The following is a 26,351-nucleotide window of genomic DNA, read 5'->3' on the forward strand; positions in this document are numbered from 1 at the left end:
GATCGCCGAGACCCGGAAGCTCGCCGAGCTCGCCTCGGCCAGTCGACAGCACGACCTCTTCGTGCAATACAAGGACGTGATCCGGGAGCGCTTCGCCGACTTCCTCGAACTGGAACAGATCGCCGCCCGCGTTCGACATCTACGCTGCACTCATCCTCCCCGGAGTGCTGCAGACCTCGGACTACGCATACTCGGTCATCAACGGCGGCAGCGTATGGAAGACGACCCGCGAAGCACGAGCCTTCGCGGAGCTGCGCATGAAGCGCCAGAAAGTCCTTGTCCCCGCATCGGACAGGCACCCTCTCAGGGTCCGTTGCGTCCTGGACAAAGCCTGTCTGAGGCGCGAGGTGAGTGGCCCCTCAGTGCTTCGCAGTCAACTCGACCGCTTGGCCGACGTCTCCCGGCAGACGAATATTGAATTGAGGGTTATCCCGTTCAAGGCCGGCGCGCACACTGGGATCGAGGTCGCGTACACCGTCTTCCACTCCGATGTAGGCGACCTGCCGTAGCAGTGGAAACACTCACGAACTCCTTCTACGAGGAGGAGGACGACCAAGTCGCGAAGTACGCCGTCGCATTCGATCACCTGCTGGCCCATGCGCTGGATCCCGACGCCTCTCGCGACTTCATCGCCAGGATCGCCAAGGAGACACGGTGAGGTTCAGGAAGAGCAGCTACAGCGCCGGATCCGAGAGCTGCGTGGAGATCGCCTTGCCCCCGGGAGAGCCGGCGAGGCTCAAGAAGAGCAGCTACAGCTCCAACACCGGGGACACCTGCGTAGAGATCGCCCTCCCGGAGGGCACCCGCACACACGTCCCCATACTCATACGCGACTCAAAACGGCCCGACGGGCCGACCCTCCGCATCACCGCCGAGCCGTATCGTTCCTTCACCCGCGCCCTGCAACACGGCAGCCTCGACGCGCCGCACTGCGATGGCCGAAAGGGTCGCACAGGGCAGGCCCGGCCGATACCGTAGGGGCCGCCCCCCTTCTCGGGCATAGCAAGCGGCCCCCGCCACGGCGGCTACCGTGGACGAGGGCCAACCGCAAGTAGACGGCTTCCGGTCGTCAGTCCTCAGTGGGTCGGAGGACTGGCGGCCACCGTCCAGCGGCTTCCACCGGTCATTGTCCGGTGCACCACCTCCACAGCTCCCGGATCACAGCTGCGACCCGCTCGTGCAGAGGCTTCTTGCGGTGACGCCCCACGGGCGCCCCCCTTCTCTCCCTGCAGCCGATAGCCGGCGACCGCACCGGAGGGAGCCCGTATCGGGACACCCCGCGAGTGCCCCGACGAAAGGGTCCTCTGGAAGGGGGGCGCGCTCGAAGCGCTGCGCCGACACCACACCGGCGCGATCAGCCCAATCTGCCTTTCTCCACGCGGAGTTGCCGTTCTACGCCACCGCTCAACTCACCGTCGCTGCAACATCATGAACCGTCGTAGGTGAGGTACGACGGACGCCGTAGCGAGATCATCACCGAGCGTGTCGGGAGCCGTGGCGGTAAAAGCACCCCCCGGCGTCGGGTAATATTGTTCCCGCAACGCCGACGAGCGATCACTGTCGCTCGGGAGCCGAGCGCTCGTAGCTTAACGGATAGAGCACTTGACTACGGATCAAGAGGTTGCAGGTTCGAATCCTGCCGAGCGCACATCGCCGTAAGAGAGCCGGATGCACTACGCATCCGGCTCTCTTCGTTATTTCCGCGGCTTCGAGAACGCCGCCTCCGCTATGCCGAGGACGTACTTCAGCTCGCTCGATCCCGGCGGGTTGTTGTAATTGAGCGAATACACCACCCGGCGCGACAGGTCGCGCGTGACGAACACCCCGTTGGTGCAGCCCGGCCGGGAGCCCGTCTTGCCCCAGACGACCGTCCCGCCCGGGAGCTCCGTGCGCATGAGGCCGATGCGGCTGAAGCAGGCCCGGCCCCGGTTCCCGGGCATCGCCCCGACCAGGCCCCTACCGGCCGCCGCCCCGCCTCGGGGTTCGCCCCGACCCCCGCCCCCTAGAGGACGGGATCCGTCCTCAATCCCCTCTACGCTCGCGTCCATGAGCAGCAGCCCCCGCACCCGTGCCCGAGCCCGCGTCACCGACGACCAGCGCCGTGCCCGCCTCGCGCGGCGCCACCTCCTCCACCCCGGACGGCGGGCCGGCTCCGTCGAAGAGGTGGCGGACGCCCTGGTCGGGCTGCACGCGACCGATGCCGCCACCGTCTACCTGTCGGCGTGCGCGCGGCTGGCCGAGCCCTCCCCCGCCGAGGTGGAGCGGGCGCTGTACGAGGACGTGACCCTCGTGAAGCTGCTGTCCATGCGGCGCACGCTCTTCGCCGTCACCACGGAGCTCGCCCCGTACGTCAGCTCCTCCACCGCCCGCGCGATCGCCCTCCGGGAGCGGGCGACGCTGCTCAAGCACCTGCGGGAGAACTCCGAAGGCCACGCCCCCTGGGACGAGCAGCGGCTCGCCCGCACCGAGCGGGAGGTGCTGGACGCGCTGGCGGCGCGCGGCGAAGCCACGACCGCCGAACTGAGCAAGGACGTGCCCGCGCTGCGCGAGACGCTGCTGATGTCGCCGTGCAAGCCGTACGAGGCCCGGCAGAGCGTCGGCAGCCGGGTGCTGCGGATGCTCGCCTCGGACGGGCACCTGCGGCGCGCCCGGCCGCGCGGCTCGTGGACCAGCAGCCTCTACCCGTGGGCGCTCGTGCCGCAGATCCCGGACGTCGACGTGCGGGAGGCCAAGGCCGAGGTCGCGCGGCGGTGGCTCGCCTCGTACGGGCCGGCCACGGAGGCCGACCTGAAGTGGTGGACGGGCTGGACGCTCGGCGACACGCGCAAGGCGCTGGCGGACGCGGGCGTCGAGGACGTCGAGCTCGCGGACGGCACCGTGGGCCACGTCCTGCCCGGCGACCTCCCTGCCGCGGACGAGGCCCCCGGGCCCTGGGCGGCGCTCCTCCCCGGCCTCGACCCGACCGCCATGGGCTGGCGCGGCCGCGACTGGTACCTCTCCCCCGACCACGTGCCCGCCCTCTTCGACCGGGCCGGGAACGTCGGCCCGACCGTGTGGTGGAACGGCCGCATCGTCGGCGGCTGGGCACAACGGGCGAACGGCGAGATCGCCTGGCGCCTCCTGACGGACACCGGCCGGGAGGCGGAGTCCGCCATCACCACGGAGGCCGCCCGCTTGTCCGCGTGGCTGGGCACCGTACGGGTCACGCCGCGCTTCCGGACGCCCTTGGAACGGGAACTGGTGGGGCGGTAAGCCCTGCCAGTGGGGTGGAGTGGCGGCCGCTTGGTGCGGAAATCAACCGGCCTGGGCCGTAGGGCGGCGGATAAGTGGCCCGGGATGGCGGCCAACCGCCTCAGCAGCCCCACCAGAGAGTCCGAGCCGCACAAGCCCCCCAAGCCCCAAGCCCCCACATCCACCCCGCCGGACGCCGCCTACAAGAGCCCCAGATCGTCCAGCTCCTTGTACAGGGCGGCCCGCGGGTTGTCGGTGGGGCGGGTCGCCGGGAGGGCCGAGCCCGGGGTGGGTTTGCCGGACCCGTTACGGGCGCCCTCCCGGTCACGGCTACGACCCCGGCCCCGGCCCCGGTCCCTGCCCCTGTCCCTGTCCCGGAAGAGCCACGCGCCCGCCACCCCGCCGATCAGTCCGCCCAGGTGGCCGAGCCAGCTGATGCCAGGGGTGCCGGGGACGGCCGTGGTGAGGATGTAGGCGTAGGACGCCGCCATGACGACGCCGATCAGGGTGTCGATCAGGTGCCGGTCGAACAGGCCCCGGACCACCACGTACGCGAAGAAGCCGTAGACCAGGCCGCTGGCGCCGACCGTCCGGGTGCCCCCGTCCCCGAACACCCACTCCGCGAGCCCGCTGGTCACCATCACCAGGACGCTCAGGCCGAGGAAGCGGGCCACGCCGCGGTAGGCGGCGAGGAAACCGAAGACGAAGAGGGGGCCGGAGTTGGCCTCGATGTGCGCCCAGTTCCAGTGGAGGAAGGAGGAGGCGAAGACGTCGGGGAGCGTGCCGACATCGCCCGGGACGACGCCGTGGTGGCGGGAGAGGGCGTAGTCGCTGCCCCAGTTGGCGAGCTGCACCGCCCAGACGAGGGCCACGAACCCGAACATCACGAGGAGGGCCTTGCGTGCTTCCGCGAGGATCTGTTCCGCGTTCGCGGGCCCGCCCGCGCCCGCCTGTCTCCCGCCGAATCCATTCATCAGACGTGCTTCCCATTCCCGGGCGGCGGCTTCTGCCTCCGCGATCAGAAGCATCGTCCCTGATCACGGAGGCAAGAGGCAGCCAGGGGCGCCGACCGGGGCCCCAGCCCCGTTACGCCCGTGCCCGGGGCGACGGCTCCTCCCCGTACGGCGTCGTCATGAATTCGACGGCGCAGGTGCCGCCCGGGTCCTTGAGGTAGACGCCGCGGCCCCCGTACTCGTGGTTGATCTCGCCAGGCTGCTTCAGCATCGGGTCGGCCCAGAACGGGACGTCGCGCTCGGCGATGCGGCCGAGTATCGCGTCGAACTCCTCGTCCGTGACGAGGAAGGCGATGTGGCTGCGGTTGATGTCACCGGTGGGCACCATGTCGTCGATGAAGTCGATGCCGACGCCGTTGGAGCTGGTGATCTGGGTGAAGCGGCCCCATTCGAGCGGGGCTGCGGTGTCCATCAGCCAGGACAGGAACTCCCCCGTCTCCCGGCGGTCCTTGACGTGGACGATGACGTGGTTCAGTTCGTTGGGCATGGTGGCCTTTCCTGTGGATTGATGGTCGGGCGAAGAGAATTCGCGGCGGAGAGAGTTCACGGCTGAGAGTTCACGGCGAAGAGAGTTCACGTGGACTTGCGTCGCCCGCCCGGCAGCGCCAGTGCCCCCAGCGCCGCGCACGCCGTGAACGCCGAGGCGATCAGCAGCGCCCTGCCGTAGCCGGCGGCCAGGTCGCCGGCCGTGTTGCCGGTGGCGCGTGCCGCCGTCGTGTGTGCGGCGACCGTGGCGAGTGCGGCCAGGCCGAGGGCGCCGCCGATCTGGCGGGAGGAGTTGACGAGCCCGGAGGCCAGGCCCGCCTCGGCCGGGGCCGTGCCGCTGGTGGCGGCGGCGGTGACGGGCATCAGGGACAGGCCCGCGCCCAGGGTGGCCAGGAAGAAGGGGACGAGCACCGCGCTCACGTACGCGCCTCCGCCGCCTCCCGCACCCCCGCCTCCCGTACCCCCGTCACCGATGCGCGACAGCCACAGCAGCCCCGCCGTGCTGATCGTCATACCGGTGACGATCAGCGGGCGCGGCCCGGTGCGGGCGATGAGGCGGGTGGAGACCTGGGCGCCGACGACGATCGCGAGCGAGCCGGGCAGGAAGGACAGGCCCGCGCCGAGTGCGCTCTGTCCGAGCACCTGCTGGAAGTACAGGGAGAGCAGGAACCACATGGCGAACGCTGCCGCGCCCATGCCGAGGACGAGGAGGTTGGCGGTGGCGAGCGTGCGGCGGCGCAGGATCGCGAGCGGTACGAGCGGGTGGGCGACGCGGGCCTCGATCGCCACGAACGCCGCGAGCAGCAGCACCCCGGCGGCGAACGACCCCCACACGTGCGGAGCGCCCCACCCGTGCGTCTCACCGGCGATGGTGCCGTGCACGAGGGCGGTGAGGCCGGCGGTGACGGTCACGGCGCCGGGCAGGTCGAGGCGGCGCAGCCCGGCGGGGGCGGAGGCGGCCGCCGGTACGGAGGCGAGGGCTGCCGCCAGCAGGCCCGCGCCGATGGGGACGTTGACGAAGAGCACCCACCGCCACCCGGCGTACTCGGTGAGCACGCCGCCGATGACGCCGCCGACCGCGCCGCCCGCCGCCATGACCGCGCTCCAGGCGCCCATGGCCCGCGTGCGGGCGGCCGGTTCGGTGAACGTCCGCATGATGAGGGTGAGGGTGGCGGGAGCGAGGACGGCACCGCCGACGCCCTGGACGGCTCGGGCGGCGATCAGCAGGGGGCCGCCGGAGGCGAGTCCGCCGACCAGGGAGGCGAGGGTGAACGCGGTGACGCCGGCGAGGAAGGCGCGCCGGGTGCCGACGAGGTCGGCCGCGCGGCCGCCGAGCAGCAGCAGGCCGGCGAAGCCGAGGGTGTAGGCGTTGACGATCCACTGCTGGCCGGCGGTGCCCAGGTGGAGTTCGGTGCGGATCGCCGGGAGGGCCACGTTCACGATCGACACGTCGAGGATGACCATGAACTGGGCCGTGCAGGCGATGACGAGGATCGCGGTGGTGGCGCGTGGGGGCCGGCCGCCGGCTGTGGCCGGACCGGCCCTGCGTATGGCGGGACGTGGTGACGGGGGGTCGGCAGCGCGCATGGCAATCACGTCCTCCGGCGGGTGACGGAGCAGCGAAACTAGAGGTGCTCCAAAAATGTAGCACCTCTATTTCTACTTGCCGGACGGCTACCCTGGGGACATGACCAGCAGCACCACGACCGGCAGCACCACGGCCGGCGGCACCGCGGCCGGCGGCACCGCGACGAGGAGCACCGCGCCCAGGAGCGACACCGGGATGCGCGGCCGCAAGCGCGAGCGCACCCGGCGCGCCATCGCCGAAGCCGCCTTCCGCCTCTTCGCGGAGGAGGGTTTCGACGCCGTGACGCTCACCCGGATCGCGGCCGAGGCGGACGTGGCGCCTGCCACCGTCTTCACGCACTACGCGTCGAAGGAGGACATCTTCTTCGGCCGCCGGAGCGAGTTCGAGGCGGGCATCGCCGAGGCCGTGGCGGGCGCGGCGACCGCCGTCGAGGTCGTCGACGGGGTGCACCGCGCCTGCGCCGCCGCCTTCGACGCGGTCCTGGACGAGGCCTCCCTCCCCCAGGCCCGCACGTTCTCCCGCATCCTGCTGAACAGCCCGGCCCTGCGCCGCAGTTACCTCCCGCTCGGCCAGGCGCGCCGGGAGCAGCTGCTGGACCTGCTCCTGGAGCGGGCCGGGGAGCGCGCCGCGGACCCGGGGATACGGGCCGAGCTGGAGGTCTTCGCGTCCCTGACCGGCGCGGTCCGCGAGCTGTCCTTCGACGCGCTGCACGCCGCGCTGGCGGCGGACGAGCCGGCCGAGCGCGTGCGCGAGGCGGCCCGAGCCGCCCTCACCCACGGCTGCGACCGCCTCGCCCTCGCCTACGCGGACGCGGAGTTCCTGGACGCCGCCTGAACGCCGCCCGAACGCCGCCCAGCCGTATCGATTCAGCGCGTCACCCGGCCCCATCGGCTCAGCGCGTCACCTTCCACGTCAGCGAGCCCGCCAGCCGCTTGCGCAGCTCCGGGTCGAGGACCGCGTCCGTACGGTCCACGGCACGCGCCGTCAGCGTGTGCGGGCGGCCGTCGCCGGGCACGCCGAGCATCCGCGGGACGACCTCGGTCCGGCCGCGGGCGGCCACGGCCTCCAGCCCGTCCACGTACCAGCGCACGGTCGCCGTGGGCACGGCCGGCCGCACGACGACCCGCTCGCGCCGCGAGACCGTTCCGTACCGGCCGCTGTCGCTGGTCAGCACGCTCGCGTGGCGGTAGAAGCCCGCGATCATGGCTTCGCGCCCGGGCAGGTTGAACTCCCGGCCCAGCGTGCGCATGATCGAGTTCTCGGTGGGGCGGTAGAGGCCCTTGGGGTAGTAGCCGCCGCCCTCGTACGCGCCGACCGTGCCGCCGTCCGGCGAGGTCCGCCCGATCCAGCGGTACCACTTCTTGCGCTGCGCGCTCTGCTGCCCGGCGTCCAGCGTGCTGATGTTGGTGTCGCCCGGCTCGGCGCCGGTGTACGTGCCGTACTCGTCGTACTGGTACTCGTCGGCGAGCTTGCCGAGCGAGTGCCCGGTCTCGTGGACGGCGACCTGGTCGGACTTGGGGTGGTCGGAGGACGCGGTGGCGATGCCGTCGTAACCGGCCTGGGAGACCACGTCGTTGTAGCCCGCGCCGCCGTACTTGGCGGAGTTGGACAGGACGACGACGAGGTCCGCGGCCGGCGCCTTCGCCGCGTACGACTCGACGCGGGCGGTGTCGACGCACAGCAGCCGCTCCACGTCGTCGCAGAAGAAGTACGACCGCAGGGCGGTGTCCTTCGTGACGCCCTTGGCCGGGTCGTTGGTGACGCCGGACTCGCGGGAGACGGCGTCGACGGCCCACACGTTGAACAGGCCGGCATAAGAGGCGTACGGCTCGACGGCCGACATCTTGGCCCACTTGGTGCGCACGGCGGCGTGGAAGGCGTCCTGCTGGTCCGCGGTGTAGCCGTCGCCGATGAAGACGACGTCGAGCTTGGAGCCGACCGGGCCGTTGCTGATGACGGGGGTGACGTCCCCGTCGCCCTTCGCGGAGGGGGCGAGGGGGCGCGGCAGGGGCGGGGACGCGGGGATGGTGGTGTGGCGGGGATGGCCGTCGGGGCCGGTGAAGTACTCGACGTCCTGCGTGCGTTGCGGTGCGGCCGGCTTGTCCGGGCCGACCGCTGCCGCGGGGGCCGTGGCGGCCAGGGCCGCCGCGAGGGCCAGGCCGCCGGCCGCGAGGGATATGCGTCTTCTCATGGGGGGTTCCTCCCGAGCTCCACCGCTGCTTAAGCAGTGGGTCAAGTCGCTTTAATGCGCGGCTTAACGTAGGGGCCCGGGAGGCGCCCGGCAATGGATGCGGCCGAAGAAACGGCCAAGAAGTCAGCTAAGACGTCAGCCAGGAAGGCAGATGGGAAGGCAACTGGGAAGACGGTCCGGAAGGACGCCGGGCAGGCTGCCTGAAGCGCGACTTGGGGGACGGCCCGGACGGCGGCCGAGGTGGTTGCGGGCGGGGCGGTTGCGTTGCGGGCGCGACGCTCGGGGCCTCGCGCGCGTAGATCCGTATGTGCCCGCCGGAGCGGGCGTCGTGGTGAGCGGCACGTCGAAGTGGTGGTCGGTGAGGACGAGGCCGGGCCGGCGGTGGCGGTGGCGGCCGGTCGCCGAGGGCATCGCCGCGCCTGCCGGTGCCTCACCGAGCGCCCCTCCGAGCCTCTGTGCGCCCCCCACGAGATCCTGCCCGTCGGGACCGTCCGGCATGGTTCCATCAAAATGCACGGCGTAACCTACCGAGGGGCAGCAGTGGCCGAGAACAGCACCCACGGCATACGGGCCGACGGGCCCGCCGAGATCGGCCGGCGCGTGCTGCGGCTGCGCACGGCCAAGGGCCTCACCCAGCGCCAGCTGGCCGAACCCGCCTACACGGCCGCCTACATCTCCACCCTGGAGTCCGGCCGCGTCCGCCCCTCCGAGACCGCCCTGCGCCACCTCGCCGACCGGCTCGGCACCACCGTCGACGAGCTCGCCACCGGCCGCCCGGCGCACCTGGCCACCGGGCTGCGGATGCGCCTCACCGACGCCCGCCGCACCCTTGCCACCGGCGCCGCCGAGGACGCCACCGCGCTCTACGGGGCGCTGCACGAGGAGGCGGCGCGCGCGGAGCTCGTCCCCGAGCGGGCCGCCGCGCTCCTCGGGCTCGGCGACTGCGCCCTGGAGACCGGCGACCTCTCCGCCGCCCGCGACCACTACGCCGCCGCCGAGACGCTGCTGGCCGACGAGCCGCTGCCGCGCCGCGTCCCCGCGCTGCGCGGGCGCGCCACCGCCCACCTGCTGGCCGGGGAGCTGCGCTACGCCTGCTACCTGCTGGAGACGGCGCTCGACGAGCTGAACGCCTCGGGGCTGCACGACCCGGACGCGCTGCTGCTCCTCTACACGGCCTCCATCGCCCCCTACATGGACATGGGGGCGCACGCACGAGCCGCGCACGCCGCGGAGCTGGCGCTCGCGCTGGCGCCCCAGGTGGACGATCCGGCGCTCGTGGCCGGCATGCACCGGGGCGTGGCCCGCACCCTGATCGCCGAGGGCCGCATCGAGGAGGCCGACGCCTCACTCGCCAAGGCCCAGGAGCTCTACCAGCAGCTGCACATCCGCACCGAGCTCGCGCACTGCCACTGGATGCGCGGCTACGTCCGCGCGCAGAACGGCGACCTGGAGGGCGCCGAGAGCGAGCTGCGGACGGCGCGCGACATGCTGGCGTCGAAGCGGGCCGCGCTGTTCACCGTGCAGGTGGAGGTGGAGCTGGCCGACGTGCTGCGGCGGCGGGGCAAGGCGGACGAGGCGGAGCGGCTGCTGAGCCCGCTGCTGTCGCCGTCGGCGCTGGGCGCCGAGCGCGGCGCGGTGCACGCGGGCGGTGCGCACCGGCTGCTGGGGCTGATCGCGGAGGAGCGGGGGCTGACGGAGTCGGCGGAGGAGCACTACTGCGCCGCGCTGTCGCTGCTGGAGCGCACGGGGGCCGCGGGGGACCTGGCCGATCTGTGCCGGCTGCTGGGTGACCTGCTGCGGCGCACGGGGCGGGTCGAGGCGGCGCTGGACGCGTACCGCACGGGGCTCGGGCACCGGGCCGCGCCGGGGACGACGACGCTGGGGCCGGCGCCGGCCGCGCCGCCCATGTGACGGCACAGCACGGCTTCGGCCCCTGTGCATACCCCTGTGTGCAGAGGGGATTTCCCCCGGCCGGGGGTCGCCGCCTGTGGGGGATGCGGCGACCCTCGGCCGTGTGCTGCGGCACCTCACGCCGGTAGGTCAGTCCCGGCATGCTGCAGTACGGACAGCACTCTGCCCGCCCGCACGCCCCGTGCGGAATCCCCCGTGGGTCCCGGCTCGCCCCCGCCGATCGGAGGGGGTCCCTCCGCCCATCGGGGGGACGACCGGGCGGACGGCCGGGGGCCGACGGGGGGACGGACCGGGGGAAGATCGGGAGGAGCGCCACGCTCCGTTTTCGGCCGTCGTTGCCGGAACCGTGCGGCAGGCTGGAGGCGTGACGGGAACCGGACGGGGTGCGTGACCGGAACCGGAGCAGGGAGAACCGGCTCTAGCCGGTCGTGGAACGAGCGCGGATCGAGCAGGGAGCGAGCGGCATGACACCGGGCAGCGGGCGTGGAAGAGGTAACGGCAGGTGATCCGTGTTGCGGTGGTCGACGACGAGCAGCTCGTCCGGTCCGGGCTGAGGATGATCCTGGGCACGGCCCCCGACATCGAGGTGGTCGCCGACTGCGGTGGCGGCCAGGCCGTCGCCACCGTGCGCGCCTGCGCCCCCGACGTCGTCCTGCTCGACATCCGGATGCCGGACGTCGACGGGCTGACCGTTCTACGCGCGCTGCGCGACGCCCCGCAGCCGCCCGCCGTCGCCATGCTCACGACCTTCGACGCCAACGAGTACCTGGCGGCGGCCCTGCGCGGCGGCGCGACCGGCTTCCTCCTCAAGGACACCGACCCGGAGCAGCTCGTCCAGGCCGTACGGACCCTCGCGGCGGGCGGCAGCGTCCTCGACCCCGGCGTGACCCGCGCGGTCATCGGCGGCTACCTCGCGTCCGAGGCGGAGACGACGGCCGCCGAGGCGGTGGCGGCGCTGACCCCGCGCGAGCGGGAGGTGCTCGCTCACCTCGGCGCGGGGCTGGCCAACCCGCAGATCGCGGAGCGCATGGGGCTCGCGCCCAGCACCGTCAAGGACCACGTCCGTGCCGTGCTCGGCAAGCTCGGCGGCCTGAACCGCGTCCAGGCCGCGATCGTCGCCGACCGGGCCGGGCTCGTCACCGCGCAGGGCAAGCACCGTCCGCAGGCCGAGGAGGCGGGCCGGGCCCGGGGTGCGGGACAGGTGGGCGGCGCGGGGCAGGTGCAGGGCGCCGCTCCGCCGGGCGGCGGCGCATGACCGCCCCCGCCGGACTCCGGCTCGGCTCCCGGCTCCCCCCGCGGGCGCGCACCGCCGTGCTGCTGGTGGTGCCCGTACTGATCGCCGCCCTGGACGCGGTGCTGGTCAACGGGCCGGGGCTCGGCCTGGACCTCGGGGTGTCGCTGGTGGCCGCGGTCGCGCTGCTGTGGCGCAGGCGCTTCCCGCTCACCGTCTTCGCGGTGACGCTGCCCGGCATCTACATCGGCTACATCTGGTTCGCCCCGATGATCGCGCTGTACACGGTGGCGACGCTGCGCCCGGACCGGCGCCTGCTCGTCGGGGCGGCCGCGCTGCTGGCCGTCGCGCACTTCCTGCCGTACCCGATCTCGGAGCTGTCCTTCGACGACCGGCGCGAGGTGGCCCTGCAGTTCGTCGACGCGTGCGTCACCGCCGCCACGCCCGTCGCGCTCGGCCTGCTCACCCGCACCCGGCGCGAGCTCGCCTCCCGGCTGGACGAGCTGACGCGCAGCCGGGCGCGCGAGGACCGGCTGCTCGCCGACCAGGTCCTGGCCACCGAGCGCGCCCGGCTCGCCCGCGAGATGCACGACGTCGTCGCCCACCAGGTCAGCCTGATCAGCCTGCAGGCCGGCGCCGTGCAGATCAGCACGGGGGACGCCCAGGCGCGCGAGGGGACCCGCAGGATCCGCGAGCTGTCCGTGCGCACGCTCGAGGAGCTGCGGCACATGGTCGGCATCCTGCGCGCCGCCGGAGCCGACACCGAGGAGCTCACCCCGCAGCCGCGCCTCGCGGACCTGCCGCGGCTGATCGAGCTGAGCGCGCTCGACGTGTCCTACGAGAACACGTGCGACGCGCGGACCGCACGCTCCGAGGCGGTCGAACGGGCGGCGTTCCGCACGGTGCAGGAAGCACTGACCAACGCCCGTAAGCACGCGCCGGGCGCACACGTACGGGTGCGGCTGGCGGAGGACGTCGCGGAGACGCTCCTGGTGGAGATCCGCAACGGGCCGCCGGACGCGGCCGTACCGGCGCCCGGGCTGCCCGGCGGCGGGCACGGTCTGGTGGGGCTGCGCGAGCGGGCGCAGAGCCTGGGCGGAACGCTGGAGGCGCATGCGACGCGGGAGGGCGGCTTCGTCGTGCGGGCCGGATTCCCGCGGGAGGGATAAGGGGAGGCCCTTCCAAGAGGCCCCGCCGAGAGGCCTCGCCAGAGGCCCTTCCAAAGGGGGAGCGCCGCCCTACGCGGACTGCGCGGGGAGGGGTTCGCCGCTGTCGCGGCCCTCGTGGGTGGCCGTGGCCAGGTCCGGATAGATCTCGAAGAGGCGGCGCACCCCGAGTGCGCCGAGCACCCTGTTGACGTGGGAGCCGTCCGCCGCGCCGCCCTGCGGGGGCAGGATGAGTCTCAGGCGCCCCTGACAGGAGCGCATCAGGCGGCGGGCGGCGATCAGCACGCCGACGCCGCTGGAGTCGCAGAAACGCACCTCGGCCAGGTCGAGCACGAGGCTGCGCCGTCCGTCGGCGACCGCGTCGTGCACGCGTTGCCGGACCACCGGCGACGTCACCAGGTCCATCTCGCCGGAGACCCGGAGGACGGCCCAGTCCCCCCGCTCGGCGTCCTTCACCTTCAACGTCACGCGCTCGAAGCCCCTTCGCTCGGTCTCTCGCTCCCCGGAACGGACCTTTCCGCAGCCGTGGCTGCCCGGCGTCTCCCCCGTCTCTCCCTTGTGAAACGCCGGTGGGACCGGATGTACAGAACCGGCCCCCAACGAGCCTATGCCCAGCTCGAACCCTTAATCCCCAAAGTTCCGGTCACACCCGCATAACACATCGGCACATTCGCGCACGTACGATCCGTAACGATCGGCCAGATGTGCGGAAAGTGACCGGGGCAATACCATCCGGCGCCGTTCGGCGGGGCGATCTTCACGATGTTCCCCGCAAAGACGGCCTGACTGTCGGACCCGGCCACTACATTCGAGGAGTATGTGACCGTGAGCACAAGCGTTGTGCGCCGCGGACGGCGGTCATGAGTGCGACGCACACCAGCGCGACGACGACGGACCGGCAGGCCGGTTGACGTGCAGATGGCACGGGCAGACGGCACGGGCAGACGGCACGGGCAGATGGGCGGACGGAGGGGCAGACATGGCGACCGACGCATCAGCAGCAACAGCACCACCCCGGTGGGACCGCAAGATGCAGCAGCGGCTCGCGCACGGCGAGGCCGCCGCCCTCGGCGAGCTCTACGACCGCTTCGCCTCGCTCGTGCACACCCTCGCCCACCGCGTCCTCGGGGACGAGGCCGGCGCCGACCGCGTCACGCGCGAGGTCTTCGGCCATGTCTGGGAGCACCCCGGCGAGTTCGACCCCCGCGAGGGCTCGCTGCGCTCCTGGATCGCCGGGCTCACCCACCGTCAGGCCGTCGAGCGGCTGCGGCAGTCGCAGAGCGACGGCGCGGCCACGCCCGACGAGATCGAGGAGAAGGTCCGCGCGGCGTCCGCCGCCGCCCGCGCCGACTACATCGTCACCTCCATGCCGGCCCCGCTGCGCGCCGCCCTCGACCTCGCCTACCTGCGCCGTCTCGACTACCGCCGGGCCGCCGCCCACCTCGGCGTCACGGAGGACGAGGCGCGCCGCCGGCTGCGCCTGGGCCTGCAGCTGCTCTCCACCGCGCACCCCGGGCCGCGCGCCGTCGCGCCGCCCGCGCACGGAGGGGCCCTGTGAGCGAGGCACCCGGGCGGGGCGGGCCCGGCCGTCAAGACGGAAACGGCGCTTCCGGTCCGCCCCGTCCGCCGCGCATACCGCTGCCCCGGGCCGCCCCCGAGGACACCGCCCGGTGGCCGGAAGCCACCCCCACCCCCGCCCCTGCTGCCGTCCCCGCCCCCGCTGCCGAGACGCCTCCGATCGCTCCCGAGACGGCCCCGATGTCGCACAAGCTACTGAAATCCCTGCTCGGCGCGTGGGCCCTCGCCGCCTGCTCCCCCGAGGAGACCGCGGCCGTCGAGGCGCACCTGACCGACTGCGCCACCTGCGCGGACGAGGCCGTACGGCTGCGCGAAGCCGTCGCCCTGCTGCACCCGGAGGACAATCTGGACCTCGACCCGCGGCTGCGCTCCCGCGTGCTCGCCTCCTGCCTGGGCCGCCGCCCGGCCCGCGTCCCCCTGCCCTCCTGGGTCGCCCCCTACGACGCGGAGACCGCCCGGCTCGACGCCCTCCTGCGCGACTTCGGCGAGGCGGAGTGGCAGGCGCCGGTGCGGCTGCAGTGGTTCGACGGGTCGCGGGCGGTGGAGCGCGACATGTCGGTCGCCGCGGTCATCGCCCACCTCACGGCCGCCGACGGCTCCGTCGCCGCGGCCCTGGGCCTCCCGGAGCCGCCGGAGGAGGCCGCGGCGGGCCCGCCCGGCGCGGTGCGCACGGAGTGGCGGCGGCAGGGGCACGCACTGATACGGAGCGCGTCGTTCGCCGACGCGGGCGCCGCGGAACTGCCCGTCCCGGACGGACGGTTCACCCTCCCCCTGCGCGACGCGTTCCTCGACCGGGCCTTCGAGTGCTGGATCCACGCGGAGGACATCGCCGAAGCCGTCGACTACCCCTACCGCCCGCCCTCGCCCGGCCACCTCCACGACCTGGTCGACCTGACCGCCCGCATGCTCCCGTCGGCCATCGCCGACCGCCGCCGCGCCGGCCTCGCCCCGCCGCCGCGCACCCTGGCCGCGGCGGGCGCCCCGGGCCGCACGCTGCACCTGGAGGTCGAAGGCAGCGGCGGCGGCCACTGGTACCTCCCCCTCGACTCCCCCGCGGCCGGCGCCGCCCCGGAGGACGAGGTCGCCCACGTGGCCCTGGACGCCCTGGAGTTCTGCCGCCTGGCCGCGGGCCACGTCCACCCGGAGGAGGCCGCGGCGGGCCATACGGGGGACCGCGAGGCGATCCTGGACGCCTTGTACGCGACGGCTTCGCTGTCGCGGATGTGAGGATCCGCAGGAGACGCGAGAGACGCCGGAACGGCCTGTGGCCCGCATCGGGGATGCGGGCCACAGGCCGTTCTGCGGGTTCTGCGGGTCTGCAAGCTCTGCGGGCTCCGCAGGTTGCGGTCCTACGCGAAGACGACCGTCCGCCGCCCGTTCAGGAGCACCCGGTGCTCGCTGTGCCACTTCACCGCGCGGGCGAGCGCCTGGCACTCCACGTCGCGGCCGACGGCGACGAGCTGCTCCGGGGTGACCTCGTGGCCGACGCGCTCGACCTCCTGCTCGATGATCGGGCCCTCGTCGAGGTCCGCGGTCACGTAGTGCGCGGTGGCACCGATCAGCTTCACGCCGCGCGCGTGCGCCTGGTGGTACGGCCTCGCGCCCTTGAAGCTCGGCAGGAAGGAGTGGTGGATGTTGATGATCTTGCCCGAGAGGACCTTGCAGAGGTCGTCGGAGAGCACCTGCATGTAGCGGGCGAGGACGACCAGCTCGACGTTCTCCGCCTGGACGAGCTCCAGGAGCTTCGCCTCGGCCTCCGGCTTGTTGTCCTTCGTGACCGGAATGTGGTGGAAGGGGACGCCGTAGGAGCCGACGAGCTCGGCGAAGTCGGTGTGGTTGGAGACCACGGCGGCGATCTCCACCGGCAGGGCGCCGATCCGGGAGCGGAAGAGCAGGTCGTTCAGGCAGTGGCCGAACTTGGACACCATCAGGACGATGCGCATCTTCTCGTCCGCCCGGTGGATCTGCCAGTCCATGTGGAACGAGTCCCCGATGGCGGCGAAGCTGGCCCGCAGCTTCTCCACGGTGACGGACGCCTCCGCGCCGAAGTGGACGCGCATGAAGAAGAGCCCGGTGTCGCGGTCACCGAACTGCTGGCTGTCCTCGATGTTGCACCCGGTCATGAAGAGGTAGCTGGACACCGCGTGGACGATGCCCTGCTTGTCGGGGCAGGAGAGGGTGAGGACGTACTGCTCGGGCTGCGCGGGGGCCCCTTCGGCGGCAGGGGACTGGGAGGCGTTCATAGCCCAATAGCCTCGCACACCCGCGGGGCCCGTCCGACCGCCCCGGCCCCGCGGCGCCCGGCGTCGCGGTTCAGCGCGCCTGCGTGAGCCGGTCCAGCACGTCCAGCGGGCGCGGCGGCACCTCCGGCTCGTCCCCGTCGTTCAGCGCCAGCCGTACGTGCGCCTCCCGCGCGGCCCGTACGGCCTCGGGCCAGCCGTGGTGCTCCAGGTACGCCGAGACGGGCGCGTCGGGCCCGACCTGGTGCATGATCCGCAGGACCCGCAGCACGGCCAGGTCGACGAGCGCGGCCTCGCCCGAGTCCCGGAAGATCGTCCCGATGTACTTCTCGGCCGACCAGTTGTCCAGCCAGGTGTCCTCGACCAGCCGGTAGACGGCGTCGGTCACGTCCCCGAATCCCGCGTCGCCCGCGAGCCAGCGCTCGCGCTGGAAGTCGGGGTCCGAGAGCATGTGCAGCGCCGAGCGCACATGCGCACGCCAGCGCCACCACGGCATGTCATTGAGCGGCATGCCGTCCATGGTGGTCGAGCGGCGGCCGCGGCGGGAAGACTTCTCCGAACCCTGCATAGCAATCGATCGTACGTTCCCACCCGGGCGGCCCGCTCCGGCCCCCGCATTCCTGGCCCGCGACCGCTGCGATCGCCGTCGTCACGGGCGCCCCGCCGTCACCGGCGCCCCGCCGTCACCGGTGATCGCGGCTGAGCGCCGCGGCCGCCGCTACAGCTGCGCCCAGGAGTGCTGCGACAGTCCGTACTTCTTGGCGATCGGGTTCCACAGCTCCGCGGCAGCCTTCTTGGCGGTGGTCGCCTCGCCGCTGGCCCGGTCGCCGGCGACGCTCTCGCCGGACGGGCGGGCGTGGCCCTTGACGCACCCGTGCTTGCCGCCCACCTGGTCCGCCCACGCCGCGTAGTGGGTGTCCGCGGACGCGGAGGACTTCCAGGCCTTGGTGAGCTGTGCCGAGAGCTGGGCGCTGTTGGGGAGCTTGTCGATGGCCGTCTGCTGGAGGCGGGTCACCAGGCCGTCGCGCTGCTTGGCGGCGTCGCGCAGGTCGGAGGCGGACTTGCCCAGGTCCTTGCAGTTACGGGTGGAGTCGACGGCCTTGATGACGGCGTCGCGGCTGTTGTTGCTGTCCTTCAGCAGGGCGTCCAGGGCCTTGGCCTGGGCGAGGGCCGGGTCCGCGGGGTCGGCGGACGGCTCCTTCTTCTTGCCGCCGTCGTCCTCCGGCGCGCTGCTGGGCGCCGCGGAGCTGACCGCGGCGTTCTGCGGCGGGTCGCTCTTCTTGTCGTCCCCGCCGCTGAGCAGCGCCCCGGCGGCGAGCCCGGCGGCGGCACAGCCGGCGACGACGATGCCGACGATGGCTGCGGTGGGCAGCTTCCGCCGGGAGGGCGGGGAGGCGGGAGCGAGGTGCCGGGGAGCCGCGTGCGGGCCGCGCGGCGGGGGTACGTGCCCGGCCGCCGCGGGCTCGCGGCCGGCCTGCCGGGCGGCGGTGCCGGCAGCGGCGTCGGCTGAGGCGCGGAACAGCCCGTCGAACTCGGAGGGCGGCGGCCGCTCCCCCTGCGGGGCCATGCCCCCAAGGCTCCCGAGGGGCGGCCGGGGGGCGGGCGCGCCGGCGCCGGGCGGCGGGACGGGGCCTCCGGTCTGCGGGGGAAGCATCTGAGTCGCTTCACCGGCGGACGACGCGCCTCCGGCGCCGGGCGCCGGATACGGGGCGCCTGCGGCGGGGGCCGCGCCCGAGGACGCGTTTCCGCCGACCGGTGGCAAGTACTGGGTCGCCGCGGCAGCCGCGTCCCCACCGGAGGGCGCAGACCCCGGCACGGGCGGAAGGTACTGGGTGGCGGCCGAAGCCCCGTCCGAAGAAGCGTTTCCGCCGACCGGTGGCAAGTACTGGGTCGCCGCGGCAGCCGCGTCCCCACCGGAGGGCGCAGACCCCGGCACGGGCGGAAGGTACTGGGTGGCGGCCGAAGCCCCGTCCGAAGAAGCGTTTCCGCCGACCGGTGACAGGTACTGCGTGGCCGCCGCGGCCGAGTCGGGGAGCGGCGGCAAGTACTGGGTCGCGGGATCCGCGGACTGCCCGCCCGGGGCACCTCCCTGGGCACCCCCGGCGCCGCCCTGGCCGGCGCCGCCCTGCGCAGCGCCCCCCTGCGCGTACGGCGCAGGCGGCTGCGGCGCACCCGGAAGCGGTCCGGAGGAGACCGGCGGCAAGTACTGGGTGGCCTCGGAGGCGGAGTCGGGGGCGGCGGGGGCGGGCCCGGTGCCCAGGACCGGCGGCAGGTACTGCGTGGCCTCGGAGTCACCGGGGCGCGGCGGCGCGCCCGGCGGCGTGCCCGGCGGCATCTCGGGCGGCAGGGGGGCGCGCTGTGCGTCGGTCCCCCACGGCTCGCCCCAGGGCCGGCCGGGGGCCGGCTGAGGCGCGTTGCCCTGTCCGCTCTGCGTCACCGGGACTCCTCAAGCTGTACGGCAACTTATCGATAGCGCGGCCACGCTACCGGGTCGCCGCACGGCAGGGCCATGCGGCCGCCCCCTGCCCGGTAAGGGGCAGGGGGCGGCGGTTCCGGCGGTCCCCCTTACGCCGCCTGCACCTCCAGCCGGGCCCCGAATTCCCGTACCACCGGCTCCTCCCGGTAGGGCGCGAGTCGCTGCTGGAAGTCGTCCAGGTACTCCGCACCCCGGTTCGACCTCAGCGTGCCCAGCAGGTCCAGCGCCCGCACCCCGGTGGCACACGCCTCGTCGACGTCCCGCTGCTGGACCTGCGCCGTGGCCAGCAGCAGCATCCCGATGGCACGCCTGCGCACCCGTCCCTCCGCGTGCCCGGCGATGGCGTCCTCCGCGTGCCGCCGGGCCGGTTCGGCCTGCCCGAGGTCCCGGTGGCAGTGGGCCAGTTCGTCGGCCAGGTAGGCGTGGTCGAAGTGCCGGATCCAGGAGGGGTCGTCGCCGGAGTCCGGCGAGGGGTCCCCGGCCTGTTCGAGCTTGGCCATGGCCTTGGCCGCGACGCTCTGGCACGACCGTGCGTCGCCGAGCAGGGCGTGCCCGCGCGCCTCGGCCGCGTAGAACATGGCCTCGGCCCGCGGTGTGACGTGCCCCCGCGCTCCTTCCTGTGCTGCTTTCGCCAACTGGGCGATTTCCCTTGGGTTCCCCAACGAAGCCGCCAGGTGACTCATGCTGGCGGCCAGCACGTACCCCCCGTACCCACGGTCCCCCGCAGCCTGGGCGAGGCGCAGCGCCTGGATGTAGTACCGCTGGGCGAGGCCCGGCTGGCCGGTGTCGACGGCCATGTAGCCCGCGAGCTCGGTCAACCGGGCGACGGCGGCGAAGAGTTCGCGCCCCACGGACTCGCGGTAGGAGCCTGCGAGCAGCCCGGAGACGACGCTGTTGAGGTAGTGCACGACGACGGGCCGCACGTGCCCGCTGCCGTACCGGTGGTCGAGTTCGACCAGGGCCTCCGTGGTGGCGCGCACGGCGTCGACGTCGGACGGCCCCACGCGCGCCCCGGCGTTGCGGGCGACCTGGGGGTCGGCGCCGGTGATGAGCCAGTCGCGGCTGGGCTCGACGAGCGCGGAGGAGGCGACGGACGTCCCGCTGAGGAAGTCCCTCCGGCCGACGTCGCTCCGCCACAGCTCACACACCTGCTCGATCGCGCCGAGCACGGTCGGCGAGAACTGCAGGCCGACGCCGGAGGCGAGGTTCTTGCCGTTCGCCATGCCGATCTCGTCGATGGTGACGGTGCGCCCGAGTTTGCGGCCCAGCGCCTCGGCGATGATGGCGGGGGCCCGCCCGCGCGGCTGCTGGCCGCGCAGCCAGCGCGCTACGGAAGTCTTGTCGTAGCGCAGGTCGAGCCCGTGCTCGGCGCCGCACATATTGACGCGCCGGGCGAGGCCGGCGTTGGAACAGGCGGCTTCCTGAATGAGCGCCTGCAGCCGTTCGTTCGGCTGCCGCGCCACGAGTGGCCGTGCGGCCATGCTGTACCCCCTGAAACTGCTAAGCGTTCGCGGCGCCGTCCGCCGCGGAATGCGGAGAAGCTGAGACAGCTCACGACTGCGTCTTCCCCTGTGATCTTTGCCCCCTGAATGTCCGGAGAATGCGGACTTAACGGTAATGACAGCAAAGGCGGCATTGGCCAGACATTGACGGTCTCGCCCTGTCGCCGCAGAGGTGGCTACCCACCCTCGGCAGCCAACCCGCGTCTGCGCCCCCGTACATGCATCCGTGCGCCCCACGTGCATGTCCTGGCACCGCCCACAAGCGTGAGCCTGAGCCGTAACCCCTCGTGACGAGGGGAGTTGTGATGGGCGTGGAAGAGACCATCGCAGTAGGAGCCCCGCACATCCCCCAACAGCGCAGCGAGCAACTGCTGGACGCCGCTGTCAGGTATGCGGAGGAGCGGCACTGGGACGTATTCGGCGGCACGTGGCTGCAGGTGGAGGAGGGGCGGGAGCACTGCTCGTGCGGTGATCCCGGCTGCCCCGCCCCCGGTGCGCACCCCGACCGTCCGGACTGGGCGACCCAGGCCACCGGCAGCGCGGTCGCCGTCCGCCGCATGTGGCAGAAGCAGCCCGCCGCTTCGGTCCTGCTGCCGACGGGCCGCACGTTCGACGCGCTGGACGTCCCGGAGACCGCGGGGTGCCTGGCGCTGGCCCGGATGGAGCGGATGGACATCCAGCTGGGGCCGGTCATGTGCACGCCGTTCCGCCGGATGCAGTTCTTCGTCCTGCCCGGCGGGGCGCTGAAGGTCGCGGACCTCGCCCGGAAGCTGGGCTGGCACCCCACGTCGCTGGACCTCATCGCCCGCGGCGAGGGCGACTACGTGGTCGCGCCGCCCACCCGCATGGGCACGCGCGGTTCGGTGCAGTGGGCGCGCCAGCCCACGGCCGCCAACCGCTGGCTGCCGGACGCGGAGGAGCTGGTGAGCGCCCTGGCGTACGCGTGCGGGCGGGATGCGGCGGACGCCCGCCGCAGGTGAGGCACGCGGCGGCGGGCGCGAGCGGGGTCAGCCGTGATCGGCGGCCTCGGCCACGTACCCGTCGGGCCGGACGAGGAGCGTCGTGGGGCGGGCGTCGGCACGGGTGACCGTGGTGACGCCCGCCTCGTCGTGGGGCGGTGCGCCCCCGCCGCGCGGCAGGACGCGGACGTACGTCCCGGCGCGCAGCGCCTCGTACAGGCGGGAGGGCCCGCCCGGGCGCTCCGCAAGGGGCAGGTCCGGGGCGCGGCGCCCGGTCAGGGGGTGGGAGCCGGGCGGCGCGGGGTAGTCGATGCCGATGCCGGAGATCATGAGCGCGCCCCGGTCGGTGGCGAAGGGCACGGCCTGCGCGGCCAGGGCGACGGCGTCGCGCAGCCCGCGGGCGACGGGCGAGGCGAGCAGCACGGACCGCACGAGGGTGCCGCTCAGGCGCAGCACCAGCCGTCCGACGGGGTGGCGTTCGTCGTGGTAGCTGTCGAGCAGGGAGTCGGGGGCCGTGCCCTTGAGGACGGCGGCGAGCTTCCAGCCGAGGTTGGCGGCGTCCTGGAGCCCGGCGTTCATGCCGAGCCCGCCGGCGGGCGAGTGGACGTGGGCGGCGTCGCCGGCGAGGAGGACGCGCCCCTGCCGGTAGCGCGGCACCTGCCGCTCGTCGCTGTGGAAGCGCGAGGTCCAGCGCGCGTCGTGCATGCCGTAGTCGGTGCCGAAGGCGGCGCGGGTGACGGCCTTGAGCTCGTCGAGTTCGACGGGGGCACTGGAGGGCAGCTCGCAGCCGCGCCGCCAGGCGATGGCCCGGTAGTAGCCGTCGCCGAAGGGCACGAGGAAGGCGAAGCCGTCGCGGCCGCTGTTGAAGGCGGGCAGCCCGCCGGGCTCGGTCTCCAGCCGTACGTCGGCGAGCATGACGGACCGCAGCACGGACCGCCCGGGGAAGGGCATCCCGAGCGCCTTGCGCACGGCGCTGCGGACGCCGTCGGCCCCGACGACGTAGGCGGCACGCAGCGTCTCGGAGGCTCCGCCCTCCGCGCCGTCGCCGTCGTCACGGACGCCGTCGTCACGGGCGTCCTTGTTACGGATGTCCTTGTTACGGACGTCCAGCTCGACGCCGTCGGCGTCCTGCCGCAGCCCGGTCACCTCGGCCCCGCGCAGCAGCACGGCACCGGCCTTCAGGGCGCGCTCCTCCAGCACCCGCTCCGTCTCGTACTGCGGTGTCATCAGCACGCCGGGGAACCGGCTGGGCAGCCGGGAGAGGTCGATCCTCCCGCGCCCGAAGATCCGGAGGGTGTCGAGGAAGGGCCCGGTGGCCAGCAGCGGCTCGGCGATCCCCCGGGCGTCGAAGGCCTCCAGCGTGCGCGCGTGAACGGCGAACGCCCGGGTCAGATTGGACTCCCGCGCCCTCTTCTCCACCACCGTCACCCGCACACCGGCGGCGGCCAGGTCCCCGGCGAGCAACAGCCCGGTGGGGCCTGCGCCGACGACGATGACGTCGGCGGGGGCGGAGGGAGGGGTGGAAGCGGTCCGGGGGGAAAGCGGGGAGGACATGACGGCTCCTCGGGTGGCTCGTCAGTACATGTGGCCGTAATGCCAGTGCACACCCGCGCCCGAGATATGTCAACGCTTGTTGAATTAATGTGCGGCCACCAGCGCCGCCTGCCGCCGGGAGCGGCCCGCACCTTCCCCCTGCGCCGCAGCACCTACGCCCGCAGCGCCGACTCCAGGAACCCCTCCACCGCCTGTCGCCAGCCCTCCGGCTGGTCGTAGTGGACGAGGTGGCCCGCGTCCTGGATTTCGGCGTAGGTGCCGCGGGGCAGGACGCGGACCATCTCCTGGGCTTCGGCGCGGCCCAGTTCGCCGTCGGGGCCGCGGACGACGAGGGTGGGGCACTGGACGAGGGCGAGCTCTTCCCAGTGGGCGTCGTGGGCGTAGGTCTCGCGGGCCTGGAGCATCTGGCGGCGGGAGAAGGCGGGGCGCCAGCCGTCGGCGCGCTCGGCCATGATCTCGGCGTAGTAGTCCCCGCGGGCGGGGCGGGGGCGCTCCAGGGTGGGGTCGCCCTCGGCGAACCACTTGCGGACGTCCGCGAGCGTGGCGAAGGGGACCGGCCAGGACCTGAACCACTCGCCCCATTCCCGCTGCGTGGCGGCTCCGAGGGCGGAGGCCCGCATGTCGCAGATGACCAGGGCCCGGACGAGGTCGGGGCGGCGGGCCGCGAGCTGCCAGGCGGTCAGGGCGCCCATGGCGTGGCCGATGAGGACGGCGGGCGCCAGGTCCAGGCTCTCGATCGCGGCCTGGGCGTCGGCGATGTAGGCGTCGCGGGTGTAGGGGCCGTCGGCGGGGCGCTCGCTGCGGCCGTGGCCCCGCTGGTCCAGGGCGACCGCGCGGTGGCGGCCGGAGAGCCAGCGGGCGGTCTCCGCCCAGTGCGCGGCGCGGCCCATCAGGCCGTGGAGCAGCAGCACCGCGCCGGGACCGCCCGTCCCCTCCCGGCAGGGATGCTTGGGCGGATCGGCGAACTCCCAGGCCGCGAGCCGCACTCCGCCGCTCCCACTCACGTCGATACGCCGAACCATGAGCCCTGGCACCCCCTACTCTCCCCCGAGCAGCTTCACGATATAGAACTTACATTCGAATGCATGCTCATCGCGCGCAACACCCCTCGTTCGAGTGACCTCGGGGAAGGGTTGACCGGCGGCACCCAGGGGATTAATCGACCTGGGCGCGGACCGCTCGGGGAAGAAGGTCCGCGGGGCGGACCCTGAGAGCTCGGGGCTCCGGGTCGCCACGGGGGTATATGGGGAGGCAGGGCCCCGGCTGCCCGGAAGGGCGCCGGGGCCCTCGTCACACCCCACCGGCCTCATCGCGCTCTCCCTCCCCGGGGCGGCGGCGTGCCGCGCATATGCGCGCCAGCGACAGCGTGGCACGGCCGGGCCGCCCGCGGGTCCGTTACGCGGACTCCAGCCAGATTCAAGGGAGTTGACGCAGCGCAAGGGGAACCGGCGCAGCAGAACGCCCCGCCGCGGGCCGCGGAGGCGGCCGTGCGCAGCGGGGCGTCGGGCGAAACGGGGATCCGGGCCGAAGGCCTCAGCGCCGGAAGGCGTCAGCGCTTGGCGACGAAGACGTGCGCCGCGATGTCCGGCTCCAGCTCGGTGGCCTCGCCGCTGCTGCCGACGATCACACCACCCGCCGAATCCGTCACGCTGACCACCGCACCGGGCTGAACGCCCGCGCGCCGCAGCGAATACATCAGCTGGGCGTCCGTCTGGATCGGCTCGCCGATCCGGCGTACGACCACCGTCTTGCCGTCGGACCCGGCGTCCAGGTCCATCAGGCTGACCATGTCCTCATTGAGCAGCGGGTCCGGCTCGGCCTTCTCGCCCAGCTCCTCCAGGCCCGGGATGGGGTTGCCGTACGGCGACTCGGTGGGGTGGCGCAGCAGCTCCAGCACGCGGCGCTCCACCGCCTCGCTCATCACGTGCTCCCAGCGGCAGGCCTCGGCGTGGACCTGCTCCCACTCCAGGCCGATCACGTCCACCAGAAGGCACTCGGCGAGGCGGTGCTTGCGCATCACGCGCGTGGCCAGCCGGCGGCCCTCCTCGGTGAGCTCCAAGTGCCGGTCGCCCGCGACGGACACCAGGCCGTCGCGCTCCATGCGGGCCACGGTCTGGCTGACCGTCGGCCCGCTCTGGTCGAGCCGCTCGGCGATGCGGGCACGCATGGGGACCACACCCTCCTCCTCCAGCTCGAGAATGGTGCGGAGATACATCTCCGTGGTGTCGATCAGTCCGGACATGCGTGCCCCTCGATAAGTCGTGCGCTGGCCCCTGAACCCAATTCTGACGCATACCGCCGACAACGGTGCCGCGTACGCCCCCTGCCCGCCCGCCGTATTGACAGGGCCCTGGTCCAGACCGCAACGTGATCCGCGCCACGAGCGTACGCCAGACCGTACGCGCCACCGGATCTCGATCTAAGGAGCCCCGCAGCGATGAGCGAGAACAAGCTGGCCGGGCAGTTCTTCGACGCCGCGATCGGGCTGCTGCAGCGCGTGCGCGACGAGGAGGCCGGGCACATCACGGCCGCCGGGTCCCTGCTCGCCGACACCGTGGCGGACGGCGGCCGGATCTTCGCCTTCGGCGCCGGCCACTCCTCGCTCCCCGCCCAGGACGTCGTCTACCGCGCGGGCGGCCTGGCCCTGATCAACCTCCTCGCCGTCCCCGGAGTCGTCGGCCTCGACGTCATGCCGGCCACGCTCGGCAGCGCCCTGGAGCGGGTCAACGGCCTGGCGGGCGCGGTCCTGGACACCAGCCCCGTGCAGGCCGGCGACGTCCTGATCGTCATCTCCCTCTCCGGGCGGAACCCTCTGCCCGTGGAGATGGCCATGAACGCCCGAGCGCTCGGCGTCCGCGTCATCGGCGTCACCTCGCTCGCCTACGCCGAGCACACCCGGTCCCGCCACTCCTCCGGCACGTTCCTGAAGGACCACTGCGACCTCGTCATCGACAGCAAGATCGACATCGGGGACGCGGAGCTCACGGCGGACGGCATCGCGGCCCCCTTCGCCCCCGCGTCGACGGTCGTCACCAGCGCTCTGATGCAGGCGGTCGTCGCGGCCGCCGCGGGCGAGCTGGCCGCCCGCGGCATCGACCCGCCGATGCTGCGCTCGGGCAACGTGGACGGCGGGCACGAGTGGAACGGGCGGCTGCTGCGCGAGTACGGGGACCGGATCTTCTTCCGTCACTAGGCGCGCCCGCCCGCCACCACTGGACGCGCCCG

General features: G+C 73.4%; 23 protein-coding genes, 1 tRNA gene and 1 pseudogene. 12 read left to right on the forward strand and 13 right to left on the reverse strand.

Annotation, left to right across the window (positions count from 1 at the left end):
• The first annotated feature begins 164 nt into the window (after window positions 1-164).
• From ACFPP6_RS12715 to ACFPP6_RS12730, 3 genes and pseudogenes are all read left to right on the forward strand, one after another.
• Window positions 165-658, forward strand: a pseudogene (locus ACFPP6_RS12715) (DUF5753 domain-containing protein).
• A 41-nt stretch (window positions 659-699) separates the two neighbouring features.
• Window positions 700-978: a DUF397 domain-containing protein gene (locus ACFPP6_RS12725; protein WP_382041010.1), complete on the forward strand. Its 279-nt coding sequence runs from the start codon at window positions 700-702 to the stop codon at window positions 976-978.
• A gap of 597 nt (window positions 979-1,575) precedes the next feature.
• Window positions 1,576-1,648, forward strand: a tRNA-Arg gene (locus tag ACFPP6_RS12730).
• Window positions 1,649-1,694: 46 nt separating this feature from the next.
• Here ACFPP6_RS12730 and ACFPP6_RS12735 read toward each other — a convergent pair.
• Window positions 1,695-1,895, reverse strand: a complete 201-nt coding sequence (locus ACFPP6_RS12735) for a serine hydrolase (RefSeq protein WP_382040480.1) — start codon at window positions 1,893-1,895, stop codon at window positions 1,695-1,697.
• 151 nt (window positions 1,896-2,046) lie between these two features.
• Between ACFPP6_RS12735 and ACFPP6_RS12740 the strand changes: the two genes are divergently transcribed.
• Entirely contained in the window at window positions 2,047-3,252 is a 1,206-nt protein-coding gene (locus tag ACFPP6_RS12740) for a winged helix DNA-binding domain-containing protein (protein ID WP_382040483.1), read from the forward strand.
• Between the two features lie 179 nt (window positions 3,253-3,431).
• On the opposite strand, the gene ACFPP6_RS12745 is transcribed toward ACFPP6_RS12740, so the two are convergent.
• From ACFPP6_RS12745 to ACFPP6_RS12755, 3 genes are all read right to left on the reverse strand, one after another.
• Entirely contained in the window at window positions 3,432-4,205 is a 774-nt protein-coding gene (locus ACFPP6_RS12745) for a rhomboid family intramembrane serine protease (RefSeq protein ID WP_382040486.1), read from the reverse strand.
• A 112-nt stretch (window positions 4,206-4,317) separates the two neighbouring features.
• Window positions 4,318-4,731 (reverse strand): VOC family protein, encoded by a 414-nt coding sequence (locus ACFPP6_RS12750; RefSeq protein ID WP_382040489.1) that lies wholly within the window; start codon window positions 4,729-4,731, stop codon window positions 4,318-4,320.
• Between the two features lie 86 nt (window positions 4,732-4,817).
• Window positions 4,818-6,317, reverse strand: coding sequence for an MFS transporter (locus ACFPP6_RS12755; RefSeq protein WP_382040492.1), 1,500 nt, complete (start codon window positions 6,315-6,317; stop codon window positions 4,818-4,820).
• Window positions 6,318-6,417: 100 nt separating this feature from the next.
• Here ACFPP6_RS12755 and ACFPP6_RS12760 point away from each other — a divergent pair, with 100 nt between their 5' ends.
• A complete protein-coding gene (locus tag ACFPP6_RS12760; protein ID WP_382040495.1) occupies window positions 6,418-7,152 on the forward strand; it encodes a TetR/AcrR family transcriptional regulator in 735 nt (244 codons plus the stop codon).
• A gap of 58 nt (window positions 7,153-7,210) precedes the next feature.
• Here ACFPP6_RS12760 and ACFPP6_RS12765 read toward each other — a convergent pair whose 3' ends face one another.
• A complete protein-coding gene (locus tag ACFPP6_RS12765; protein ID WP_382040497.1) occupies window positions 7,211-8,509 on the reverse strand; it encodes a M64 family metallopeptidase in 1,299 nt (432 codons plus the stop codon).
• 510 nt (window positions 8,510-9,019) lie between these two features.
• Here ACFPP6_RS12765 and ACFPP6_RS12770 point away from each other — a divergent pair.
• The 3 genes from ACFPP6_RS12770 (at window position 9,020) to ACFPP6_RS12780 (ending at window position 12,820) form a co-directional block, all read left to right on the forward strand.
• Window positions 9,020-10,420, forward strand: a complete 1,401-nt coding sequence (locus ACFPP6_RS12770; protein ID WP_382040500.1) for a helix-turn-helix domain-containing protein — start codon at window positions 9,020-9,022, stop codon at window positions 10,418-10,420.
• A 502-nt stretch (window positions 10,421-10,922) separates the two neighbouring features.
• On the forward strand, window positions 10,923-11,675 hold the full coding sequence (locus ACFPP6_RS12775) for a response regulator (RefSeq protein WP_382040503.1): 753 nt from the start codon (window positions 10,923-10,925) through the stop codon (window positions 11,673-11,675).
• Window positions 11,672-12,820 carry a sensor histidine kinase gene (locus ACFPP6_RS12780; protein ID WP_382040506.1) on the forward strand — a complete coding sequence of 383 codons (1,149 nt, stop codon included), beginning with the start codon at window positions 11,672-11,674 and terminating at the stop codon, window positions 12,818-12,820. The genes ACFPP6_RS12775 and ACFPP6_RS12780 overlap by 4 nt, the downstream gene beginning before the upstream one ends.
• Before the next feature lie 69 nt (window positions 12,821-12,889).
• Here ACFPP6_RS12780 and ACFPP6_RS12785 read toward each other — a convergent pair whose 3' ends face one another.
• Window positions 12,890-13,285 (reverse strand): STAS domain-containing protein, encoded by a 396-nt coding sequence (locus ACFPP6_RS12785; protein ID WP_179082233.1) that lies wholly within the window; start codon window positions 13,283-13,285, stop codon window positions 12,890-12,892.
• 511 nt (window positions 13,286-13,796) lie between these two features.
• Here ACFPP6_RS12785 and ACFPP6_RS12790 point away from each other — a divergent pair.
• Window positions 13,797-14,375 carry a sigma-70 family RNA polymerase sigma factor gene (locus ACFPP6_RS12790; RefSeq protein WP_382040509.1) on the forward strand — a complete coding sequence of 193 codons (579 nt, stop codon included), beginning with the start codon at window positions 13,797-13,799 and terminating at the stop codon, window positions 14,373-14,375.
• Window positions 14,372-15,622, forward strand: a complete 1,251-nt coding sequence (locus ACFPP6_RS12795) for a zf-HC2 domain-containing protein (protein WP_382040512.1) — start codon at window positions 14,372-14,374, stop codon at window positions 15,620-15,622. Before ACFPP6_RS12790 ends, ACFPP6_RS12795 begins: the two co-directional genes overlap by 4 nt.
• A gap of 122 nt (window positions 15,623-15,744) precedes the next feature.
• On the opposite strand, the gene purU is transcribed toward ACFPP6_RS12795, so the two are convergent.
• From purU to ACFPP6_RS12815, 4 genes are all read right to left on the reverse strand, one after another.
• Window positions 15,745-16,638, reverse strand: a complete 894-nt coding sequence (gene purU / locus ACFPP6_RS12800) for a formyltetrahydrofolate deformylase (protein ID WP_336013025.1) — start codon at window positions 16,636-16,638, stop codon at window positions 15,745-15,747.
• 70 nt (window positions 16,639-16,708) lie between these two features.
• Window positions 16,709-17,209 (reverse strand): SCO4402 family protein, encoded by a 501-nt coding sequence (locus ACFPP6_RS12805; protein ID WP_417801534.1) that lies wholly within the window; start codon window positions 17,207-17,209, stop codon window positions 16,709-16,711.
• Between the two features lie 144 nt (window positions 17,210-17,353).
• Window positions 17,354-18,202, reverse strand: coding sequence for a hypothetical protein (locus ACFPP6_RS12810; protein WP_382040516.1), 849 nt, complete (start codon window positions 18,200-18,202; stop codon window positions 17,354-17,356).
• Window positions 18,203-19,200: 998 nt separating this feature from the next.
• Complete coding sequence (locus tag ACFPP6_RS12815; RefSeq protein ID WP_382040519.1) at window positions 19,201-20,592, reverse strand: transcriptional regulator; 1,392 nt, start codon at window positions 20,590-20,592, stop codon at window positions 19,201-19,203.
• A 326-nt stretch (window positions 20,593-20,918) separates the two neighbouring features.
• On the opposite strand from ACFPP6_RS12815, the gene ACFPP6_RS12820 reads away from it, so the two are divergent.
• Window positions 20,919-21,593 (forward strand): bifunctional DNA primase/polymerase, encoded by a 675-nt coding sequence (locus ACFPP6_RS12820; protein ID WP_179082226.1) that lies wholly within the window; start codon window positions 20,919-20,921, stop codon window positions 21,591-21,593.
• Between the two features lie 27 nt (window positions 21,594-21,620).
• Here ACFPP6_RS12820 and ACFPP6_RS12825 read toward each other — a convergent pair whose 3' ends face one another.
• From ACFPP6_RS12825 to ACFPP6_RS12835, 3 genes are all read right to left on the reverse strand, one after another.
• Window positions 21,621-23,126 (reverse strand): FAD-dependent monooxygenase, encoded by a 1,506-nt coding sequence (locus ACFPP6_RS12825; RefSeq protein WP_382040522.1) that lies wholly within the window; start codon window positions 23,124-23,126, stop codon window positions 21,621-21,623.
• Between the two features lie 152 nt (window positions 23,127-23,278).
• Window positions 23,279-24,148, reverse strand: coding sequence for an alpha/beta fold hydrolase (locus tag ACFPP6_RS12830; protein WP_382040525.1), 870 nt, complete (start codon window positions 24,146-24,148; stop codon window positions 23,279-23,281).
• A 527-nt stretch (window positions 24,149-24,675) separates the two neighbouring features.
• Window positions 24,676-25,368, reverse strand: coding sequence for a metal-dependent transcriptional regulator (locus ACFPP6_RS12835; RefSeq protein ID WP_030369085.1), 693 nt, complete (start codon window positions 25,366-25,368; stop codon window positions 24,676-24,678).
• A 195-nt stretch (window positions 25,369-25,563) separates the two neighbouring features.
• Here ACFPP6_RS12835 and ACFPP6_RS12840 point away from each other — a divergent pair, with 195 nt between their 5' ends.
• Window positions 25,564-26,319: an SIS domain-containing protein gene (locus ACFPP6_RS12840; protein WP_382040528.1), complete on the forward strand. Its 756-nt coding sequence runs from the start codon at window positions 25,564-25,566 to the stop codon at window positions 26,317-26,319.
• Window positions 26,320-26,351: the final 32 nt, after the last annotated feature.

This window comes from Streptomyces aureoversilis, assembly GCF_042657885.1.
Lineage (GTDB): Bacteria > Actinomycetota > Actinomycetes > Streptomycetales > Streptomycetaceae > Streptomyces > Streptomyces aureoversilis.

Excerpts from the sequence above, each read along its gene's own strand:
- ACFPP6_RS12735 (WP_382040480.1), bottom strand. The coding sequence starts at position 1,895 with ATGCGCACGGAGCTCCCGGGCGGGACGGTCGTCTGGGGCAAGACGGGC.
- ACFPP6_RS12740 (WP_382040483.1), top strand. The coding sequence starts at position 2,047 with ATGAGCAGCAGCCCCCGCACCCGTGCCCGAGCCCGCGTCACCGACGAC.
- ACFPP6_RS12745 (WP_382040486.1), bottom strand. The coding sequence starts at position 4,205 with ATGAATGGATTCGGCGGGAGACAGGCGGGCGCGGGCGGGCCCGCGAAC.
- ACFPP6_RS12750 (WP_382040489.1), bottom strand. The coding sequence starts at position 4,731 with ATGCCCAACGAACTGAACCACGTCATCGTCCACGTCAAGGACCGCCGG.
- ACFPP6_RS12755 (WP_382040492.1), bottom strand. The coding sequence starts at position 6,317 with ATGCGCGCTGCCGACCCCCCGTCACCACGTCCCGCCATACGCAGGGCC.
- ACFPP6_RS12760 (WP_382040495.1), top strand. The coding sequence starts at position 6,418 with ATGACCAGCAGCACCACGACCGGCAGCACCACGGCCGGCGGCACCGCG.
- ACFPP6_RS12765 (WP_382040497.1), bottom strand. The coding sequence starts at position 8,509 with ATGAGAAGACGCATATCCCTCGCGGCCGGCGGCCTGGCCCTCGCGGCG.
- ACFPP6_RS12770 (WP_382040500.1), top strand. The coding sequence starts at position 9,020 with ATGCACGGCGTAACCTACCGAGGGGCAGCAGTGGCCGAGAACAGCACC.
- ACFPP6_RS12780 (WP_382040506.1), top strand. The coding sequence starts at position 11,672 with ATGACCGCCCCCGCCGGACTCCGGCTCGGCTCCCGGCTCCCCCCGCGG.
- ACFPP6_RS12790 (WP_382040509.1), top strand. The coding sequence starts at position 13,797 with ATGGCGACCGACGCATCAGCAGCAACAGCACCACCCCGGTGGGACCGC.
- purU (WP_336013025.1), bottom strand. The coding sequence starts at position 16,638 with ATGAACGCCTCCCAGTCCCCTGCCGCCGAAGGGGCCCCCGCGCAGCCC.
- ACFPP6_RS12810 (WP_382040516.1), bottom strand. The coding sequence starts at position 18,202 with ATGGCCCCGCAGGGGGAGCGGCCGCCGCCCTCCGAGTTCGACGGGCTG.
- ACFPP6_RS12815 (WP_382040519.1), bottom strand. The coding sequence starts at position 20,592 with ATGGCCGCACGGCCACTCGTGGCGCGGCAGCCGAACGAACGGCTGCAG.
- ACFPP6_RS12820 (WP_179082226.1), top strand. The coding sequence starts at position 20,919 with ATGGGCGTGGAAGAGACCATCGCAGTAGGAGCCCCGCACATCCCCCAA.
- ACFPP6_RS12825 (WP_382040522.1), bottom strand. The coding sequence starts at position 23,126 with ATGTCCTCCCCGCTTTCCCCCCGGACCGCTTCCACCCCTCCCTCCGCC.
- ACFPP6_RS12830 (WP_382040525.1), bottom strand. The coding sequence starts at position 24,148 with ATGGTTCGGCGTATCGACGTGAGTGGGAGCGGCGGAGTGCGGCTCGCG.
- ACFPP6_RS12835 (WP_030369085.1), bottom strand. The coding sequence starts at position 25,368 with ATGTCCGGACTGATCGACACCACGGAGATGTATCTCCGCACCATTCTC.
- ACFPP6_RS12840 (WP_382040528.1), top strand. The coding sequence starts at position 25,564 with ATGAGCGAGAACAAGCTGGCCGGGCAGTTCTTCGACGCCGCGATCGGG.